We start from the raw sequence: 21518 nt of genomic DNA on the forward strand, positions 1-21518 counted from the left end.
TTTGCAAAACATATATAACGCACTTGAAGTATAAGTAACGCGAACAATCGATAATGCAGTAGGACTTAGCATAGCAAAAAGCTTTTATGGGTATACTAACCCCGTGTTTAGGTTGTGTATATAGTCAACTAAATAAATTCAGATGGAGATCGTTAAAATAAAAAGATAGCTCATACTGATGTTTTTTGCTATGGTAAATCTTTAATATTCAATAAATCTTTTATATCTCTTATCCTTTACTATACCTACTATTATTGCTCCTATTATGACTACTAGCGCCATGCCCCAGATTAAACCTGAATACGTCCATTGGTTCCGTAACTCTGCGCCTTACATCAACACGCATCGCGGCAAAACTTTCGTGATTATGTTTGGTGGCGAGGCTGTTAATCATCCCAACTTTAGTACCCTTATCCATGACTTTGCTTTGTTGCATAGCTTAGGCATTAAGCTAGTATTAGTACATGGTGCACGCCCGCAGATTGAAAAAAACCTAAAAGAAGTCGGAATCACCTCACCTTTACACCGTGATATTCGTGTCACTCCACGTGCAGCGATGCCCTCCATCTTACAGGCTGTAGGCGCTATTCGTTTACAAATTGAAGCTCAATTGTCCATGGGGCTTGCCAACTCACCTATGTATGGCTCACGCATTGACGCAGTCTCTGGTAATTTTGTGACCGCGCGCCCTTATGGCATTCGTGATGGTGTTGATCATCAGATGACTGGCGAAGTACGATCTATCGATATTGAGGCGATTAAGAACAATCTAATACACGATCATATCGTAATCTTAGGCTCGATGGGCTACTCGGCAACTGGTGAAGTTTTTAACTTACTAAGTGAAGATGTGGCACTTAGTGCGGCAGTAGCGCTTGGTGCGGACAAGCTTATCTTTTTAGGTGAAGAAGCTGACATTAATGATAATGGACGCTTGTTACATGAGATGATTCCAAATGAAGTTGATCGTTTTCTGCGAGAGCGTGATTTAAACAACGAGATAAACTACTTCTTACACTGCGCCAGTAACGCTTGTCGCCAAGGCGTTCATCGTACGCATATTATCTCTTATGCCAAAGATGGCGCTTTATTAGAAGAGCTATTTACGCGTGATGGCTCTGGTACATTAATCAGCCATGACCCATACGAAGAAATTCGTCATGCTAATATTGATGATGTAGTCGGTCTTATCGAGCTACTCACACCGCTAGAAGAACAAGGTATCTTGGTCAGTCGCTCACGTGAGCGCTTAGAACAAGAGATTGATAACTATAGTGTGATTGAGCGTGATGGCATGATTTTGGGCTGTGCAGCGCTATACCCATTAGATACTGATGCGGCAGAAGTCGCTTGTGTGGCTGTTCATCCTGAATATCGTAATGGTAGCCGTGGTGCCGACCTGCTTGCGTTTTTGGAGCAGCAAGCACGCAGCCATGGCTTGCATAAGTTGTTTGTATTGACAACGCGTACCGCGCACTGGTTTGTAGAGCAAGGTTTTGCAGAAGTTGATGCTAGTGTCTTACCGGCAGCTAGACAAGAAAAATACCATAACGGTCGTAATTCTAAAGTTTTCCAAAAAACACTTTAGAAGCTATAAGTCATACTATGTTATAAAAAACATGCTCCATCAAAAAAGCCCTCATATTAGTATGAGGGCTTTTCTATTCTATGATATTAAATGCTTAATGCACATTACTTTACTTTGATACTATTTTACTTTTAATAGCTCAACTGTGAAGATTAATGTGCTGTTAGGTTCGATACCTGAATTACCAGCTTCACCATAAGCGATATCTGATGGGATATAGAACTCATATTTGCCACCCTCTTTCATCAACTGTAGACCTTCAGTCCAACCAGCAATTACTTGATTCAATGGAAATTCAATTGGCTCACCGCGCTCGTAAGAACTATCAAACACAGTACCATCAATAAGTTTGCCTTCATAGTTTACTTCGACTACGTCAGTTGCTTTTGGTGATTTGCCAGTACCCGCTGTCAGTACTTTATATTGTAGACCAGAAGCTGTCTTTTTCACGCCCTCTTTCTTTGCATTTTCTGCCAAGAATGCTGCGCCTTTAGTCTTATTCTCTTCGGCTTTGGTTTGCATGTCTGCTACAAACTTCTCTTCTTGTTCCTTTTGATAAGCCATTAGCACTGCTTCCATTTGTTCTTGGGTTAATGCTGACTCTTTGCCTTCATAACCATCGCGGAAGCCTAGCTCAAAGGTATCAAGGTCTAAATCTTGTACGGCTTCTTTGTTACCTTCTGCCATCATAAAGCCTAGGCTATAGCCTACTTTTTCCTTTGCTGGGCTTTGCTCAGTAATAGAAACACTTGGCGTAGCGCTTTCCTGGTTACCATTGTTAGTACTACAGCCTGTAACTAATAGCATTGCACCAGCCAGCGCGCTGACAGATAAAGTGGTAATTTTTTTCATATAGTACTCTCGAGTTGTCGAATCAGTTGTAAAAAAATATTGAGACGTTATTTGCTAGCTATCATAGCAAATCTTAGTTTTGTGAGCCATGTTTCCAATAAAATTATCGTAATAATGTACAGTCTTTGTTAATATTTGCCGTAAAAATAACAACTTATCACACAATTATAGCGTGAGGTTAAGCATTCTATCTTTAACTGCATCATTATATCAGCTAAGCTTAATCAGCTAAGATGGTAAGTAACTTAAAGTAATTCTACTTATCATGAATATTCGCATGGATAGTTTCGATAAAGCTTTCAATTAGTACATAACTTCAAATACAACAATACTATTTTTAAATAATCGTGTATCCGTCAAAACTAAAACTAATTATTGTTTTATGACTTGTTACAGGGTGATTAAAGGAGGACAGGATGAATCCAATGTTTGCATCTTTTAATGGTTATCTTGGTGGGCCTATCGGCTCCATCATTGGTGCTATTTTGATTTTCGTCATCGGTTGGCTCGTTGCACTTGGTATCGCAGCACTAGTACGTAATGTATTGGCTAAGGTCAATTTAAACCAGCGTATGAACTCTTCAACAGGCAAAACCTACGACCTAGAAGGCATTATATCTAAGGTCGTTTTTTGGTTTATCTTTATAATTGCTATTTCAGGCGCGCTTAGTCAGCTAAACTTAAACTCTATCTCAGCACCGTTTGCAAATATGGTTAACCAAGTACTCGCATTTATTCCTAATCTTATTGGCGCTATTGCTGTTGGTATCATTGGTTGGGTTATTGCTACTGTTGCCCGTACTGCTCTTAACACTGCTTTATCAAAAACCACAATGGACGAACGTTTGAGCGCACAAGCTGGCGTCAAACCTATGAGCAGCACGATTGCTGACATGGTTTATTGGTTTATTTTATTGGTTGTATTGACTATGGTGCTTGGTCAATTAGAGCTTGACGGTTTATTTGCCCCATTAACTAATATGGTAGATAAAATCTTCGGCTTCATCCCTAATATTCTTATTGCTATCGTAGTCTTTGTGGTGGGTTATATCATCGCCAAAGTCGTACGCGGCATTGTAACCAACCTTGTTTCTACCTTTAATGTACAAGCTCTTGCTACCAAAGCAGGTTTAAGCGAAGAAAACAGCTTACCTAATATCGCTGGCTCTTTAGCGTTCTTAGTAGTTATTATCCCAACGGTTATTGCTGCATTAAACGCGCTAAAAATCGAAGTGATTGCTCGTCCAGCTACTAATATGCTTAACAAAATCATGGAAGCACTGCCTAACATCTTTATGGCCGTAGCAATCCTTGTAGTGACTTATTATGTAGTACGCATGGTAGCGAACATTATTAAAGGTTTGATTGAAAACACTCAAATCAATCAACTACCAGCTAAAGTAGGTCTGCAAGAAACAATGGGTGACAAAAAGATTTCTGATCTAGTCGGTTATGCCATTATCTTCTTTGCTATGCTATTTGCCTCTATTGCAGCGGCTGATCTTCTTGGCTTCGAACCTATCTCAGCTATCATCACGATGTTTATCGCCTTCGGTGCAAATATCATCCTAGGTGCTATCATCCTATTCATCGGTTTTTGGCTTGCTAATATCATTGCCGGTGTCGTTGAACGCTCTGAGAAAGGCTCGCAGTTCCTAGCTAATATCGTACGTGTATTAATCATGGGCTTAGTACTAGCGATGGGCTTAAAAGCGATGGGTATCGCTGACTCTATTGTTAACCTAGCATTTGGCTTAACTTTAGGTGCGGTTGCAGTTGCTTTCGCTCTATCATTCGGACTTGGTGGTCAAGAAGCTGCTGCCCGTTTCCTACGTAAAATGCAGGACAAGATGGACAAAGAAAGTGATGAAGCAAAAGCGAAGTCTGCTCTTCATACTGGTTCAAGTACACAAGATAAAGTTGCTGCAGCAGTTCGTGAGAACACTCCTGCTGCTTCAGGTACAATGACTAGTGACTTACCTACGAGTACTGTTGATAACAACAATCTTAGTACTGGTCATGTAGATATCACTCATGTTGAGACAAGTGATAACGATATCGACACTGGTTCAAACTTAGCGCCAGGTAAAGACTTTACTGATATCGATAATAACAACGACTTAAAATAAGTCTTAGTTAACGATATATTCTGAACATAAAAAAGACAGCCTAGGCTGTCTTTTTTTATTGCTTAAAATAGGGCGTGTCCTCATTTTGATAATGGTGATAAAGATGAGATAGATTTTTGTCAATCAAAGGAAATTTTGCAGAGAATATGAACATATTGTCTAGAAGCTTTCAAAGAGTGACAGAAATATAGCCATTTTTAGGCCGTTAGAGGTTCACTCGTTCAGATTGAGGACACGCCCTAGGTATATATAAAAATATCATTGCAATATTGCGCCTATAACTTAGCCTTCCGTGCAGGTATAGTCAAACTTAACTGCATTCGCATTGACTCAACTTTACCTGCTGATGGATTATTTTTTGCTGACTCTTTATGCTGTTGATTCAAACGCTGTAATTGCTTGGTTAATTGTCGCTCTTTTTGGGTCATAGCATCGACAGGTTGAATCCATGCATCAATATCTATATAAGTATCATTGTCCTTTTGAACGAATTCTATGCCAAGTACAATAACATGGTGTAGCTTTGCTAATGGCAAGCGCGTTGCTACATCTTGTGCAATTTTCTGCAAATTTGGCTGAATGGCTATTCTACTCTGCTGCGTACTCACACCTTGTCCATAAAATATTATTACATAGTGTCGACCTAGACTTTCATAAGAATGCTGGTGAATAACGTAACCGGCTTCTCTTATACTGGGCGACTGCTCAAGATGCTTATATATTGTGCGTATTAGCTCATGGCGCGAGAATAAGGATTCATCTAGTAATTGCTGTAGCCATTGTATGGACTGCTGACTTGCACCCTGTACGTCATCCATTACAGAATTATCGGTAGCCAATTCAAGCATTTGTCTACTAAGCTGTGACCATAGTGTGGCTGCTTGTTGTTGATGCTGCCTATAAGTCTGCTGTGCATTAGTATCTTTATGCTTTTGCGCCAAGCTCATCGCTACCAAAGCTGAATTTGGCTCATTCTGTAAACCATTTTTAATAAGTGCATTGTCTACAGTGATGGCTTGTGAGAATAAGGCGGTGCTATTCATAAATTGCGACACAAGCGCCTGTTCAGATTCAAAGCCAGCTATACCGCCTATTAATGATTGTTTGAGATTGTCTAAATGGAAGCTCAAAAACCGCCACAAATCACTGGGAGTTTGGACAGCTGCAATAGTTGACTGCCAATCTTGCCAGCTAAACACTTGTAGCATTTGTGCGTCTTCACCAATATCTAATACCAAGTTTTCCATAAAGTAGCGCGTACCAAAGCTATGCGCCATAGATATCGCATTGGACAATACATTATCTTTTTCAATATTATTATCCGCATTTAGCAGCGAATCACTTACCAGCTGGATATCCAGTATTAGCACTTCACGAGTAACGGCATTGTTGTTTTCGTCAAGCTGTAAACAGCGCTTTTGCCGTATAATTGCAGATTTAATAATAGATAGGCGTGCAGCTTCGATTTCAGACGCATTACTTGCAATAGGTAAATACAACGTCACCTCTAATACACGCAGCTCGCCTATTGGCAAGTTGTAGAAGTGTTGTTCAAAGGAATGCTGTGTATTAGATGCGAGTGGCACAAAAAAGCCCATAGTAGATGTATTCGACTGTAAATAACAAGCCAGCTCATCTAAAGAAGATGGTCGTTTAAGTGATGAATTAATAGCATTTGACACAATACGTGACTCTTATTATTGAATAAATATAAATGAGCAAATGACTTTTAATGTAAAGCAAACATAGCTCGATAAATACATATATAAGTGACTTTAGGCACAGTAACACTCATATACAAGAAGACTATTATAGAGCGCTGCTTTGCTGTCGCTTTCAAAGCAATGAGTTGTTATGATGGCATAATAGCAGCATAACTAGCTGCTCGTTTTATAGATCATAAGCTGCTCTAGAACATATTAATTGATTTTACTTGTTTAGTTACTATCTTATAATAACAAGGATTGAAGACCATGAAACGTTTTAAAGAAAAAACGGTTATCGTTACAGGTGCAGGCTCTGGTATTGGCCGTGCTACTGCCATTCGCTTTGCTCAAGAAGGTGCCAGCGTCGTCTTAGTAGGACGCACTGCGGAAACTTTGGAGGAGACTGCAAAAGAGTTTCCACAAGATCGTACATGGATTCATACTGACAACTATTTAACTATCACTTGCGATATCAGTGTACAAAGCCAAGTGCAAGAAATGGTAAAACGAGCCATAGAAAAGTTTGAAAAGATTGATGTATTGGTAAATAACGCTGGTAAAGCGACGCAAGGCAAAATTACAGAGATGTCAGCTGAGGATTGGAAATCGGCAATTGATGTCAATTTGAATGGTACGTTCTATGTCTGTCAGGCTGCTATGCCGCATTTGATTAAGACTAAAGGTAATATTATCAATGTCTCATCACTATCAGGTATCGGCGGTGATTGGAACATGGCCGCCTATAATGCTGCTAAAGCTGGTGTTACAAATCTAACCCGTACACTAGCCTTAGATCATGGTCCTGATGGAGTACGTGTCAATGCGGTCAATCCAAGCGTTACTGAAACGAGTATGACTACTGCTATTCAGGACAACGATACCAAGACCGATCAGTTCTTAAATCGTTGCCCACTAGGGCGCCTTGCTACTCCTGAAGATATTGCAGCCGCTATTACCTTTTTAGCAAGCGATGATGCCTCCATGATTACTGGCGTTAATTTACCGGTCGATGGCGGTGTTAGCGCTTCCAATGGTCAGCCACATTTTTAAAATGAAGATAAACCAATCAAAACTGAATCTTATTCATTCAAAATAAAAAAGAAGCCCCTGATATTCTAGTATCAGGGGCTTTTTAGGTATGGATAACTAATAATGACCTGCTGTAACGAAAAACTTAATCAGATAAATTATTAATGTCTTGTAGCGGCTGCGATAAGCGCTCAGGATATCTTGGTACCACTCCCTGATATTGGCCATAAATTTTTGGTAAATCAGCTGTAATATCTCCAGTAGGATGCACTAAAGACATAAATCGTATTTCTTTAGTTTTATAATCCATGGCTACCGGCAAGATTGGCACATTAGCACCTAATGCTAAATAATAAAAACCTGTCTTCCAATCTTTGGTGTATTGACGTGTACCCTCAGGTGACAACCCTAAAAATAGCGGTTCTCCAGTTTTGAACTTATCAATACTCGCTTGCAAGACTGAACCTTTATTGCCACGATTAATTGGAACAACGCCCATCCAACGTAGTAGCTGAGCAAGGACTGGTATCTTAAATAAAGTGTGCTTACCCATAATACTAATCTGCAAGTCTAATGCAAACAAGCTAGGGATTGCATAGACACCATCAACGTTAGAAGTATGTGGAAGTGCCAAGACTACTGCCTGTGGAATATTCGGAATCTCCCCAACCGTTCGCCAACCAGATGCTTTTAACAGGGCTGAAGCTAATACTGGCGCTACTTTATTACCACGTCTTGGAACCAAGTTGCCCAAGTCTTTTTTGCTAAGTTTAGGAAGTTTAGACAATGCTTTAGAACCTATAGAATTAGAACGAGTAACAGAATTGGATGTCATAAAGGCACCACATAATAAGGTATATTAATATAATAGCATTAAGCTAACGCGACTAAACTGCCTTTTGCAAAATTTTAGCGCCACATAACTATGCACAAGTTGTAAGGCGCTATAACCACAAATCTAGTTTTTGATAATAGTAAATATCTATAACGGAATATTCGCTAGATTGCCTTTGTTCTCAAGCCATGATTTACGATCAGCAGCACGTTTCTTCGCTAATAGCATATCCATCACGCTATTAGTTAGTACCATGTCGTCCATATCTAATTGCACTAAGCGCCGAGTATCACGATTCATCGTTGTCTCGCGCAGCTGCTCTGCACTCATCTCACCTAGCCCTTTAAAACGCGTAATTTGCGCTTTTTTATTGCCAGGAACCTTGGCTAAAATGTGTGCAAGCTCAGGTTCATCCAATGCATAATGAACCTCTTTACCCACGTCCACTCGATATAAAGGCGGCATCGCTACAAATAAATGACCGGCATCAACCAAGGCCGGAAAATGCTTGACGAATAACGCGCAAATTAACGTTGCAATATGTAGGCCATCAGAGTCCGCATCCGCTAAAATACATACTTTGTCATAGCGTAGCTCGGATAAATCATCAGAGGCAGGGTCGACACCAATGGCAATAGCAATATCATGAATTTCTTGGCTTGATAGTACGGTATCTGACGACACTTCCCACGTATTTAAGATTTTACCGCGCAGTGGCAGTATTGCTTGATAATGACGATCTCTTGCTTGTTTAGCACTACCGCCCGCAGAATCACCTTCCACCAAGAATAGCTCTGCCCCATCACGCAAATCACCACGACAATCTGCCAATTTACCGGGCAATGCTGGACCTTGAGTAATTTTTTTACGGGCGACTTTTTTTGCCGATTTTAGGCGACGTCCAGCCTTATTAATAGCCAGCTCGGCAATTTGAGTACCCATATCTGCATGCTGATTTAACCATAGGCTAAACGCATCTTTCGCTAGCGTTTGTACTGCTCCAGCAGCTTCTCGGCTAGATAAACGCTCTTTGGTTTGACCCGAGAACTGTGGCTCAGAAAACTTAAGCGACAGGATATAATTAACCCCATCCCACACATCTTCTGCGGTCAGCTTTACACTACGTGGCAGTAAGTTATGAATGTCACAAAACTCACGTAACGCTTCTAAAATACCCGTGCGCAATCCATTAACGTGCGTACCGCCTTGCGCAGTCGGGATAAGATTGACATAACTCTCTTGAATCGGCGTACCGCCATCAGGCAACCAAGACAGCGCAAAGGTAATACCAGCACGTGCACCTTTTTTAGCCTCATGATGATAATAAAATGGTGCTTCAGGCAACGTTTCAAGACCGTCCAGTTGCTCATTTAAATATTCAACAACCCCATCAGCGAACTGCCAAATGACTTTCTCATTATTAATTTCATCAACAAACTCAATCGTCAGCCCAGCTGATAAGACTGCTTTGGCTTTTAGGTTATGCTTGAGCTGCTTAACGTTAAACTTAGGGGTATCAAAGAAGCTACCATCCGCCCAGAACTGTACTCTAGTACCACGTTTACGCTTGTTTGAGCTTACTGTTTCGGTTAGAGATGTTACTGGTGCGCCATTCTCGAACGCCATGTCAAACTGTGTACTGTCACGCCATACCGTTACTTCAACTCGCGTTGATAGCGCATTGACGACAGAGATACCCACGCCATGCAAGCCGCCTGAAACCTCATAATTCGAGGTCGAAAATTTACCACCTGCATGTAAACGGGTTAAAATCAGCTCAATCCCTGACTGACCAAATTCAGGATGAATATCGGTCGGCATACCGCGACCATCATCTTCGACTGATAATGATCCATCACTATGCAATTGAACTTTAATAATCTTGGCATAACCAGCCAATGCTTCATCAACCGAGTTATCAATGACCTCTTGCGCCAAATGATTGGGGCGGGTGGTATCGGTATACATACCTGGTCGACGACGTACTGGCTCAAGTCCTTCTAAAACTTCTAACGATTGCGCATTATACTCACTCACAAATGCATCCTTAACTATTCACGTGCGATTAATTCTATCGAACCATTATAACGAAAAATAGCGACATTAACGTTAATAGTCAGTCGCTCACGTCATATAATGTCGTCTGTTTAATTCTCTATGTCAATTTCCATTGGAACTTATAGCAACTGCCGTAGCATACCAATTACCATTGGCAATTGCTCACCGAAGTCACTAAATCTATGATCACCACCCGCTTGCAAAGCTACTGTCGCTCCTTGCTGTTGGTAAAAGGTTTTGGACAGATTAGGATCTAATAATTCATCACCTTCTTTAATTAAAACAGAAACTTTATCAGGATAATTAATTTTTAATAGCTGATTGTCTGCAAACCATTCTAAATCTGCTACCGTTATTGGCCAGCCACCTGTTGTGGTATAAAGAATCTGATTCTTCGATGCTTTGTCATCGTTATTACTATCCAATATAAATTCATTGGCAAATCGCTGCAGGGTAACATGGGGTTGAGTACTAGAGTTTAACAATAGCGCTGGGCAACCTGTATGGTTACTGACTAAGGTAGAAAAATAACCGCCTAATGAGCTACCGACCAATACCGTATTTGACGATTCAAATTGATCACCTTCAGCATTTTTGTTTTTTTTATTTAAACTTTCGATTGACGACAGTATTTGACTAAAAACTTGGTCAGGCGTTTTATTTAAATCAGGGCGCAATACATTAATATCAGGTTGGTACTGGCGACAATAATCCTCTAACAATCTGCCTTTAGTGGAGTTAGCATCACTGTCTAACCCATGAATATAAATAACGTTCACGTATAATCTCACTTATTAATTTTGTTATGATTACTATGTATGGATAATAAAGACTCAGCATAGCATTGAGTCACCAGAAACAGTAACAATAAAACGGCACGCTATTATTTAGTATTTGCGACATAATAGTGTTTTACGATGAGATTGCCGACGTTAAAGGAATAATGATAATAGCGATGGAGCAGCCATGAATCAGCAGTTTGAACTGTTCGAGATTGCCAATCCATGCATTGGTGTTTGCCAAAGCAATAGAAAAGGCTATTGCTTTGGCTGCTTGCGTAGTCGCCCTGAGCGTCAGTTATGGCATAACATGACGACGGAACAGCGTCGTGAGGTGCTACGGCTAATCGTTGGACGTAAGCAGCGTGTCGAGCAGATGAGGCAGCGTAAAGGCGAGTAGCTAGGATTCGACTTTGAAGAGATAGTGGAGACAGGTGGGTTGTTTTAAATTGTTCAGATAAATAGGATTTGCTGCACCAGTCACTAGGAATAAAAGCCAAACAAAGAAAACCCCCCAACGAATTAACGTTGGGGGGTTTTCAGGAATAGAGAGCTGACGATGACCTACTCTCACATGGGCGGACCCACACTACCATTGGCGCAACGATGTTTCACTTCTGAGTTCGGGAAGGGATCAGGTGGGGCCATCGTGCTATTGTCGTCAGCAAAGGGGGTTAGATATGAGTCTGTTGTTGTTCTTATGACTTCAATATTACTTGAGGCCTGTCAACATAAACCTAACTGAATCAAGGTTTAAGGTGATATCGAAATATTCTTACTTTATAAGCCACTACAGCTCATACAAGATAGATTAATTAGACTTGTATACAAACCACTTGGGTGTTGTATGGTCAAGCCAAACGAGCAATTAGTACAGGTTAGCTACACACATCGCTGTGCTTCCACACCCTGCCTATCAACGTCCTAGTCTTGAACGGCTCTTTAGGGAAATCTAATCTTGAGGTGGGCTTCCCGCTTAGATGCTTTCAGCGGTTATCCCATCCGAACGTAGCTACCGGGCAATGCCACTGGCGTGACAACCCGAACACCAGAGGTTCGTCCACTCTGGTCCTCTCGTACTAGGAGCAGATCCTCTCAAATTTCCAACGCCCACGGTAGATAGGGACCGAACTGTCTCACGACGTTCTAAACCCAGCTCGCGTACCTCTTTAAATGGCGAACAGCCATACCCTTAGGACCTGCTTCAGCCCTAGGATGAGATGAGCCGACATCGAGGTGCCAAACACCGCCGTCGATATGAACTCTTGGGCGGTATCAGCCTGTTATCCCCAGAGTACCTTTTATCCGTTGAGCGATGGCCCTTCCATACAGAACCACCGGATCACTAAGACCTACTTTCGTACCTGCTCGACTTGTGGGTCTCGCAGTTAAGCGCGCTTTTGCCTTTATACTCTACGACCGATTTCCGACCGGTCTGAGCGCACCTTCGTACTCCTCCGTTACTCTTTAGGAGGAGACCGCCCCAGTCAAACTACCCACCATACATTGTCCTCGGTATTGTTATACCTGAGTTAGAACCCCAACATGACCAGGGTGGTATTTCAAGATTGGCTCCACCGAGACTAGCGTCTCGGCTTCAAAGCCTCCCACCTATCCTGCACAAGTCAGGTCAAAGTTCAATGTAAAGCTGTAGTAAAGGTTCACGGGGTCTTTCCGTCTAGCCGCGGGTACACAGCATCTTCACTGCGATTTCGATTTCACTGAGTCTCTGCTGGAGACAGCGCTGCCATCATTATGCCATTCGTGCAGGTCGGAACTTACCCGACAAGGAATTTCGCTACCTTAGGACCGTTATAGTTACGGCCGCCGTTTACTGGGGCTTCGATCAAGAGCTTCGCTTACGCTAACCCCATCAATTAACCTTCCAGCACCGGGCAGGCATCACACCCTATACGTCCACTTTCGTGTTTGCAGAGTGCTGTGTTTTTAATAAACAGTTGCAGCAGCCTGGTATCTGCGACTGCCAACAGCTCAAGGAGCAAGTCCTATCACCATCAACAGCGTACCTTCTCCCGAAGTTACGGTACCATTTTGCCTAGTTCCTTCAGCAGAGTTCTCTCAAGCGCCTTGGTATTCTCTACCTGATCACCTGTGTCGGTTTAGGGTACGATTCGTTTATAACTATTGCTTAGAAGCTTTTCCTGGAAGCATGGTATTTGCCACTTCGCTGTACAAGTACAGCTTGCTATCAGATCTCGGTATGAAATAGCCCGGATTTACCTAAGCTATAAACCTACATCCTTTCACCTGGACAACCAACGCCAGGCTGACATAACCTTCTCCGTCCCTCCATCGCATTATAAACAAGTATCGGAATATTAACCGATTTCCCATCGACTACGCCTTTCGGCCTCGCCTTAGGGGTCGACTCACCCAGCCCCGATTAACGTTGGACTGGAACCCTTGATCTTCCGGCGTGCGAGCTTTTCACTCGCATTATCGTTACTCACGTCAGCATTCGCTCTTGTGATACCTCCAGCATACCTTACGATACACCTTCACAGGCTTACACAACGCTCCCCTACCACTTGAAAACAAATTCAAATCCGCAGCTTCGGCTCCTAGTTTGAGCCCCGTTACATCTTCCGCGCGGGCCGACTCGACTAGTGAGCTATTACGCTTTCTTTAAAGGATGGCTGCTTCTAAGCCAACCTCCTAGCTGTCTATGCCTTCCCACCTCGTTTCCCACTTAACTAGGAATTTGGGGCCTTAGCTGGCGGTCTGGGTTGTTTCCCTCTCCACAATGGACGTTAGCACCCACTGTGTGTCTCCCGGATATCACTCATCGGTATTCGGAGTTTGCATCGGTTTGGTAAGTCGGTATGACCCCCTAGCCGAAACAGTGCTCTACCCCCAATGGTGTTCGTCCGAGGCGCTACCTAAATAGCTTTCGGGGAGAACCAGCTATCACCGAGTTTGATTAGCCTTTCACCCCTATCCACAAGTCATCCCCTGGCTTTTCAACGACAGTGGGTTCGGTCCTCCGGTGCCTGTTACGGCACTTTCAACCTGCTCATGGATAGATCACTCGGTTTCGGGTCTATGCCCTGCAACTAAACGCCCTATTAAGACTCGGTTTCCCTACGGCTCCCCTAAACGGTTAACCTTGCTACAGAACATAAGTCGCTGACCCATTATACAAAAGGTACGCGGTCACCCTAATAAATTAAGGCTCCCACTGCTTGTACGCACACGGTTTCAGGTTCTATTTCACTCCCCTCACAGGGGTTCTTTTCGCCTTTCCCTCACGGTACTGGTTCACTATCGGTCAGTCAGGAGTATTTAGCCTTGGAGGATGGTCCCCCCATCTTCAAACAGGATTTCTCGTGTCCCGCTCTACTTAATATGTTAACGCTAATGTTTCGAATACAGGACTATCACCTACTACGGTCAGCTTTCCCACGCTGTTCTTCTACATTAGCACTAATCGGCTTCTCCCCGTTCGCTCGCCGCTACTTGGGGAATCTCATTTGATGTCTATTCCTAAGGGTACTGAGATGTTTCACTTCCCCTCGTTCGCTTCTTGTACAAGTACAAGATACCTACCTTATGGTAAGTGGGTTTCCCCATTCAGAAATCTCCGGATCACAGGATATTGCCGCCTCCCCGAAGCTTATCGCAGGCTGTCACGTCTTTCATCGCCTCTGACTGCCAAGGCATCCACCATGTGCGCTTCATTACTTGACCATACAACCCCAAGTAGTCTTTCTCTATAAATAGAGTTAGATTCCTAAGTGTTCTACAATCTAATTATGATAACGATATCACCTATGTTTATACGCTTGATTCAGTTCTCTTTACTTTTTTAATAATCAACCCCTGGGATAACAACTGATGTCGTTAAGAGGTCGATTATTAAGGTTAGGAACAACGCGTGAACACGTGTTCCTAACCCAGACTCATATCTATGTTTTTAAATAGTCTCTGTGCTCTCGTCGAGCCACAGATTCTGTATAAAACAGAAAGAAGTAATCAATACCTATTGGCTGAATCACTTGTTTCTATTTATACATCTACTTATTTATTTGCATACTAAAGAATAGTTTATTATATGGTGGAGCCAAACGGAGTCGAACCGTTGACCTCCTGCGTGCAAGGCAGGCGCTCTACCAACTGAGCTATGGCCCCTGAAATAATGGTAGGCCTGGGCAGACTTGAACTGCCGACCCCCGCGTTATCAACACGGTGCTCTAACCAGCTGAGCTACAGGCCTATAGAGCGCATATATATCACGCCTAGGCTTTAATAAACTAGCTTAAACTAAAGAACAACTTGTTGTGAATTCTTGCTGACCGAATGCCATCTATAAGGAGGTGATCCAGCCGCAGGTTCCCCTACGGCTACCTTGTTACGACTTCACCCCAGTCATCAACCACACCGTGGTGAACGCCTCCCCGAAGGTTAAGCTATCCACTTCTGGTGCAATCAACTCCCATGGTGTGACGGGCGGTGTGTACAAGGCCCGGGAACGTATTCACCGCGGCATTCTGATCCGCGATTACTAGCGATTCCTACTTCATGGAGTCGAGTTGCAGACTCCAATCTGGACTACGATAGGCTTTTTGAGATTCGCATCACATCGCTGTGTAGCTGCCCTCTGTACCTACCATTGTAGCACGTGTGTAGCCCTGGTCGTAAGGGCCATGATGACTTGACGTCGTCCCCGCCTTCCTCCAGTTTGTCACTGGCAGTATCCTTAGAGTTCCCGGCATAACCCGCTGGTAACTAAGGAAAAGGGTTGCGCTCGTTGCGGGACTTAACCCAACATCTCACGACACGAGCTGACGACAGCCATGCAGCACCTGTATTCTAATTCCCGAAGGCACTCCCGCATCTCTGCAGGATTCTAGATATGTCAAGACCAGGTAAGGTTCTTCGCGTTGCATCGAATTAAACCACATGCTCCACCGCTTGTGCGGGCCCCCGTCAATTCATTTGAGTTTTAACCTTGCGGCCGTACTCCCCAGGCGGTCTACTTATTGCGTTAGCTGCGTCACTAAGTCCTCAAGGGACCCAACGACTAGTAGACATCGTTTACGGCGTGGACTACCAGGGTATCTAATCCTGTTTGCTACCCACGCTTTCGAGCCTCAGTGTCAGTATGATGCCAGAAGGCTGCCTTCGCCATCGGTATTCCTCCAGATCTCTACGCATTTCACCGCTACACCTGGAATTCTACCTTCCTCTCACCTACTCTAGCCTAACAGTATCAGATGCAGTTCCCAGGTTAAGCCCGGGGATTTCACATCTGACTTATCAAGCCACCTACGCTCGCTTTACGCCCAGTAATTCCGATTAACGCTTGCACCCTCTGTATTACCGCGGCTGCTGGCACAGAGTTAGCCGGTGCTTATTCTGCAGCTAATGTCATCGTCCGTGGGTATTAACCACGGAGTCTTCTTCACTGCTTAAAGTGCTTTACAACCAAAAGGCCTTCTTCACACACGCGGCATGGCTGGATCAGGGTTGCCCCCATTGTCCAATATTCCCCACTGCTGCCTCCCGTAGGAGTCCGGACCGTGTCTCAGTTCCGGTGTGGCTGATCATCCTCTCAGACCAGCTACAGATCGTCGCCATGGTAGGCCTTTACCCCACCATCTAGCTAATCCGACTTAGGCTCATCTAATAGCGAGAGCAACAAGTTGCCCCCTTTCTCCCGTAGGTCGTATGCGGTATTAATTCGAGTTTCCCCGAGCTATCCCCCACTACTAGGTAGATTCCTAAGTATTACTCACCCGTCCGCCGCTCGTCATCTTCTAGCAAGCTAGAAATGTTACCGCTCGACTTGCATGTGTTAAGCCTGCCGCCAGCGTTCAATCTGAGCCATGATCAAACTCTTCAGTTTAATCTTGCTATGAAGTCCTTTAAAGAGACTTCTAAACTTGGCTCATTTAATCTGGCAAATCGCTAAAAATTATGTTCGTAATGAATTAACTTTGAGTTTTTCTGCTGTCTTAAATGATAATTTTTATAGTTAATAATCTTCCCGAAAAGAAAAGATAGTCAACTTTATTTTTTAGCATTCTGAATCAGCAAAAATCCACACAAGTTGTTCTTTAGTTATGCTTTTAAATAGTGTCAATCTACTGTCGTCCAGTAGTTGATATATAGGGTATTGCTTTCCACTTCATTGACTTAAACCATATGGGTTATGCCTTGAAGCGAGCTGACTATCATATCATAATGATTTGATCTGTCAAGCTTTTATTTTGTTTCGTTTCAATAAGTTAATTGGGTTATTGTTGTGTAATAATACACTGCAATCATTGCCGTTTGTCTCATTGAGGGGCGTATTATAGACCCTTTTAACGAGGTGTCAAGCAGTAAATTATTTTATTCTAAACTGAATTAAAAGTAATTTACCTAGAAGCGTTCTCAATAAGTGGTGAACCACTTCTCAAACTACCTTCCCTTCCGACTGGGACGCATTATACGCGGTTTCAGCTGAGCGTCAAGGGGCTTTGTAGAGTTTATTTTATATATATAATAACTCATTGAAATATATCGTTTTAAATAAGCTAAATAAATAGTAACTCTACTAACAACATAGAATAAGTATATTGTTTGATAAGGTCACAAGAGCGTCAAGCTGGATATATACAGAAGAATAATCGAAACTATACGCATAACAATTTATTATCTTGTAAATTTAGCATTCATATCCCTAACCAACAATCTCAATACAGTAAAAAATCAATTTGAGTAGACTTATAGACGTTAAATTATTAGATTATAAAAGAATTTATTATAGACAAAGAAAACCCCCCAACGAATTAACGTTGGGGGGTTTTCAGGAATAGAGAGCTGACGATGACCTACTCTCACATGGGCGGACCCACACTACCATTGGCGCAACGATGTTTCACTTCTGAGTTCGGGAAGGGATCAGGTGGGGCCATCGTGCTATTGTCGTCAGCAAAGGGGGTTAGATATGAGTCTGTTGTTGTTCTTATGACTTCAATATTACTTGAGGCCTGTCAACATAAACCTAACTGAATCAAGGTTTAAGGTGATATCGAAATATTCTTACTTTATAAGCCACTACAGCTCATACAAGATAGATTAATTAGACTTGTATACAAACCACTTGGGTGTTGTATGGTCAAGCCAAACGAGCAATTAGTACAGGTTAGCTACACACATCGCTGTGCTTCCACACCCTGCCTATCAACGTCCTAGTCTTGAACGGCTCTTTAGGGAAATCTAATCTTGAGGTGGGCTTCCCGCTTAGATGCTTTCAGCGGTTATCCCATCCGAACGTAGCTACCGGGCAATGCCACTGGCGTGACAACCCGAACACCAGAGGTTCGTCCACTCTGGTCCTCTCGTACTAGGAGCAGATCCTCTCAAATTTCCAACGCCCACGGTAGATAGGGACCGAACTGTCTCACGACGTTCTAAACCCAGCTCGCGTACCTCTTTAAATGGCGAACAGCCATACCCTTAGGACCTGCTTCAGCCCTAGGATGAGATGAGCCGACATCGAGGTGCCAAACACCGCCGTCGATATGAACTCTTGGGCGGTATCAGCCTGTTATCCCCAGAGTACCTTTTATCCGTTGAGCGATGGCCCTTCCATACAGAACCACCGGATCACTAAGACCTACTTTCGTACCTGCTCGACTTGTGGGTCTCGCAGTTAAGCGCGCTTTTGCCTTTATACTCTACGACCGATTTCCGACCGGTCTGAGCGCACCTTCGTACTCCTCCGTTACTCTTTAGGAGGAGACCGCCCCAGTCAAACTACCCACCATACATTGTCCTCGGTATTGTTATACCTGAGTTAGAACCCCAACATGACCAGGGTGGTATTTCAAGATTGGCTCCACCGAGACTAGCGTCTCGGCTTCAAAGCCTCCCACCTATCCTGCACAAGTCAGGTCAAAGTTCAATGTAAAGCTGTAGTAAAGGTTCACGGGGTCTTTCCGTCTAGCCGCGGGTACACAGCATCTTCACTGCGATTTCGATTTCACTGAGTCTCTGCTGGAGACAGCGCTGCCATCATTATGCCATTCGTGCAGGTCGGAACTTACCCGACAAGGAATTTCGCTACCTTAGGACCGTTATAGTTACGGCCGCCGTTTACTGGGGCTTCGATCAAGAGCTTCGCTTACGCTAACCCCATCAATTAACCTTCCAGCACCGGGCAGGCATCACACCCTATACGTCCACTTTCGTGTTTGCAGAGTGCTGTGTTTTTAATAAACAGTTGCAGCAGCCTGGTATCTGCGACTGCCAACAGCTCAAGGAGCAAGTCCTATCACCATCAACAGCGTACCTTCTCCCGAAGTTACGGTACCATTTTGCCTAGTTCCTTCAGCAGAGTTCTCTCAAGCGCCTTGGTATTCTCTACCTGATCACCTGTGTCGGTTTAGGGTACGATTCGTTTATAACTATTGCTTAGAAGCTTTTCCTGGAAGCATGGTATTTGCCACTTCGCTGTACAAGTACAGCTTGCTATCAGATCTCGGTATGAAATAGCCCGGATTTACCTAAGCTATAAACCTACATCCTTTCACCTGGACAACCAACGCCAGGCTGACATAACCTTCTCCGTCCCTCCATCGCATTATAAACAAGTATCGGAATATTAACCGATTTCCCATCGACTACGCCTTTCGGCCTCGCCTTAGGGGTCGACTCACCCAGCCCCGATTAACGTTGGACTGGAACCCTTGATCTTCCGGCGTGCGAGCTTTTCACTCGCATTATCGTTACTCACGTCAGCATTCGCTCTTGTGATACCTCCAGCATACCTTACGATACACCTTCACAGGCTTACACAACGCTCCCCTACCACTTGAAAACAAATTCAAATCCGCAGCTTCGGCTCCTAGTTTGAGCCCCGTTACATCTTCCGCGCGGGCCGACTCGACTAGTGAGCTATTACGCTTTCTTTAAAGGATGGCTGCTTCTAAGCCAACCTCCTAGCTGTCTATGCCTTCCCACCTCGTTTCCCACTTAACTAGGAATTTGGGGCCTTAGCTGGCGGTCTGGGTTGTTTCCCTCTCCACAATGGACGTTAGCACCCACTGTGTGTCTCCCGGATATCACTCATCGGTATTCGGAGTTTGCATCGGTTTGGTAAGTCGGTATGACCCCCTAGCCGAAACAGTGCTCTACCCCCAATGGTGTTCGTCCGAGGCGCTACCTAAATAGCTTTCGGGGAGAACCAGCTATCACCGAGTTTGATTAGCCTTTCACCCCTATCCACAAGTCATCCCCTGGCTTTTCAACGACAGTGGGTTCGGTCCTCCGGTGCCTGTTACGGCACTTTCAACCTGCTCATGGATAGATCACTCGGTTTCGGGTCTATGCCCTGCAACTAAACGCCCTATTAAGACTCGGTTTCCCTACGGCTCCCCTAAACGGTTAACCTTGCTACAGAACATAAGTCGCTGACCCATTATACAAAAGGTACGCGGTCACCCTAATAAATTAAGGCTCCCACTGCTTGTACGCACACGGTTTCAGGTTCTATTTCACTCCCCTCACAGGGGTTCTTTTCGCCTTTCCCTCACGGTACTGGTTCACTATCGGTCAGTCAGGAGTATTTAGCCTTGGAGGATGGTCCCCCCATCTTCAAACAGGATTTCTCGTGTCCCGCTCTACTTAATATGTTAACGCTAATGTTTCGAATACAGGACTATCACCTACTACGGTCAGCTTTCCCACGCTGTTCTTCTACATTAGCACTAATCGGCTTCTCCCCGTTCGCTCGCCGCTACTTGGGGAATCTCATTTGATGTCTATTCCTAAGGGTACTGAGATGTTTCACTTCCCCTCGTTCGCTTCTTGTACAAGTACAAGATACCTACCTTATGGTAAGTGGGTTTCCCCATTCAGAAATCTCCGGATCACAGGATATTGCCGCCTCCCCGAAGCTTATCGCAGGCTGTCACGTCTTTCATCGCCTCTGACTGCCAAGGCATCCACCATGTGCGCTTCATTACTTGACCATACAACCCCAAGTAGTCTTTCTCTATAAATAGAGTTAGATTCCTAAGTGTTCTACAATCTAATTATGATAACGATATCACCTATGTTTATACGCTTGATTCAGTTCTCTTTACTTTTTTAATAATCAACCCCTGGGATAACAACTGATGTCGTTAAGAGGTCGATTATTAAGGTTAGGAACAACGCGTGAACACGTGTTCCTAACCCAGACTCATATCTATGTTTTTAAATAGTCTCTGTGCTCTCGTCGAGCCACAGATTCTGTATAAAACAGAAAGAAGTAATCAATACCTATTGGCTGAATCACTTGTTTCTATTTATACATCTACTTATTTATTTGCATACTAAAGAATAGTTTATTATATGGTGGAGCCAAACGGAGTCGAACCGTTGACCTCCTGCGTGCAAGGCAGGCGCTCTACCAACTGAGCTATGGCCCCTGAAATAATGGTAGGCCTGGGCAGACTTGAACTGCCGACCCCCGCGTTATCAACACGGTGCTCTAACCAGCTGAGCTACAGGCCTATAGAGCGCATATATATCACGCCTAGGCTTTAATAA

At 43.7% G+C, this 21518-nt stretch carries 9 protein-coding genes, 4 tRNA genes and 5 rRNA genes; 4 read left to right on the plus strand and 14 right to left on the minus strand.

The features are described 5' to 3' along the window. The first annotated feature begins 265 nt into the window (after window positions 1–265). Window positions 266–1588 (plus strand): amino-acid N-acetyltransferase, encoded by a 1323-nt coding sequence (gene argA, locus AK823_RS13190; protein ID WP_068038605.1) that lies wholly within the window; start codon window positions 266–268, stop codon window positions 1586–1588. 120 nt (window positions 1589–1708) lie between these two features. On the opposite strand, the gene AK823_RS13195 is transcribed toward argA, so the two are convergent. Next, entirely contained in the window at window positions 1709–2440 is a 732-nt protein-coding gene (locus AK823_RS13195) for an FKBP-type peptidyl-prolyl cis-trans isomerase (RefSeq protein ID WP_068038609.1), read from the minus strand. Window positions 2441–2856: 416 nt separating this feature from the next. On the opposite strand from AK823_RS13195, the gene AK823_RS13200 reads away from it, so the two are divergent. Continuing rightward, a complete protein-coding gene (locus AK823_RS13200) occupies window positions 2857–4569 on the plus strand; it encodes a mechanosensitive ion channel (protein WP_068329840.1) in 1713 nt (570 codons plus the stop codon). 275 nt (window positions 4570–4844) lie between these two features. Here AK823_RS13200 and AK823_RS13205 read toward each other — a convergent pair whose 3' ends face one another. Further along, a complete protein-coding gene (locus tag AK823_RS13205) occupies window positions 4845–6251 on the minus strand; it encodes a hypothetical protein (protein ID WP_068329842.1) in 1407 nt (468 codons plus the stop codon). Window positions 6252–6542: 291 nt separating this feature from the next. Here AK823_RS13205 and AK823_RS13210 point away from each other — a divergent pair, with 291 nt between their 5' ends. After that, window positions 6543–7325, plus strand: coding sequence for an SDR family oxidoreductase (locus tag AK823_RS13210; protein ID WP_068038618.1), 783 nt, complete (start codon window positions 6543–6545; stop codon window positions 7323–7325). Window positions 7326–7449: 124 nt separating this feature from the next. Here AK823_RS13210 and AK823_RS13215 read toward each other — a convergent pair whose 3' ends face one another. From AK823_RS13215 to AK823_RS13225, 3 genes are all read right to left on the minus strand, one after another. Next, a complete protein-coding gene (locus AK823_RS13215) occupies window positions 7450–8139 on the minus strand; it encodes a lysophospholipid acyltransferase family protein (RefSeq protein WP_068329844.1) in 690 nt (229 codons plus the stop codon). A 147-nt stretch (window positions 8140–8286) separates the two neighbouring features. After that, on the minus strand, window positions 8287–10176 hold the full coding sequence (gene parE, locus AK823_RS13220; RefSeq protein ID WP_068329849.1) for a DNA topoisomerase IV subunit B: 1890 nt from the start codon (window positions 10174–10176) through the stop codon (window positions 8287–8289). A gap of 140 nt (window positions 10177–10316) precedes the next feature. After that, window positions 10317–10976, minus strand: a complete 660-nt coding sequence (locus AK823_RS13225; RefSeq protein ID WP_068329850.1) for a YqiA/YcfP family alpha/beta fold hydrolase — start codon at window positions 10974–10976, stop codon at window positions 10317–10319. A 187-nt stretch (window positions 10977–11163) separates the two neighbouring features. On the opposite strand from AK823_RS13225, the gene AK823_RS13230 reads away from it, so the two are divergent. Further along, on the plus strand, window positions 11164–11376 hold the full coding sequence (locus tag AK823_RS13230) for a DUF1289 domain-containing protein (RefSeq protein WP_068329852.1): 213 nt from the start codon (window positions 11164–11166) through the stop codon (window positions 11374–11376). A 151-nt stretch (window positions 11377–11527) separates the two neighbouring features. Here AK823_RS13230 and rrf (AK823_RS13235) read toward each other — a convergent pair. From rrf (AK823_RS13235) to AK823_RS13275, 9 genes are all read right to left on the minus strand, one after another. After that, a 5S ribosomal RNA gene (rrf, locus tag AK823_RS13235) occupies window positions 11528–11642 on the minus strand. Window positions 11643–11823: 181 nt separating this feature from the next. Beyond that, window positions 11824–14684: ribosomal RNA gene (locus AK823_RS13240) — 23S ribosomal RNA — on the minus strand. A 365-nt stretch (window positions 14685–15049) separates the two neighbouring features. Further along, window positions 15050–15125: transfer RNA gene (locus tag AK823_RS13245), tRNA-Ala, on the minus strand. A gap of 8 nt (window positions 15126–15133) precedes the next feature. Continuing rightward, a tRNA-Ile gene (locus AK823_RS13250) sits at window positions 15134–15210 on the minus strand. 93 nt (window positions 15211–15303) lie between these two features. Next, window positions 15304–16842, minus strand: a 16S ribosomal RNA gene (locus AK823_RS13255). Between the two features lie 957 nt (window positions 16843–17799). Further along, window positions 17800–17914, minus strand: a 5S ribosomal RNA gene (gene rrf / locus AK823_RS13260). 181 nt (window positions 17915–18095) lie between these two features. Beyond that, window positions 18096–20956 (minus strand): 23S ribosomal RNA (locus AK823_RS13265). Together the 16S, 23S and 5S rRNA genes with 4 tRNA genes alongside form the textbook arrangement of a ribosomal RNA operon. A 365-nt stretch (window positions 20957–21321) precedes the next feature. Beyond that, window positions 21322–21397 (minus strand) — tRNA-Ala (locus AK823_RS13270). An 8-nt stretch (window positions 21398–21405) separates the two neighbouring features. Continuing rightward, window positions 21406–21482: transfer RNA gene (locus AK823_RS13275), tRNA-Ile, on the minus strand. Window positions 21483–21518: the final 36 nt, after the last annotated feature.

Origin of the sequence: Psychrobacter sp. P2G3, from assembly GCF_001593285.1 — a bacterium.
Taxonomy (GTDB): domain Bacteria; phylum Pseudomonadota; class Gammaproteobacteria; order Pseudomonadales; family Moraxellaceae; genus Psychrobacter.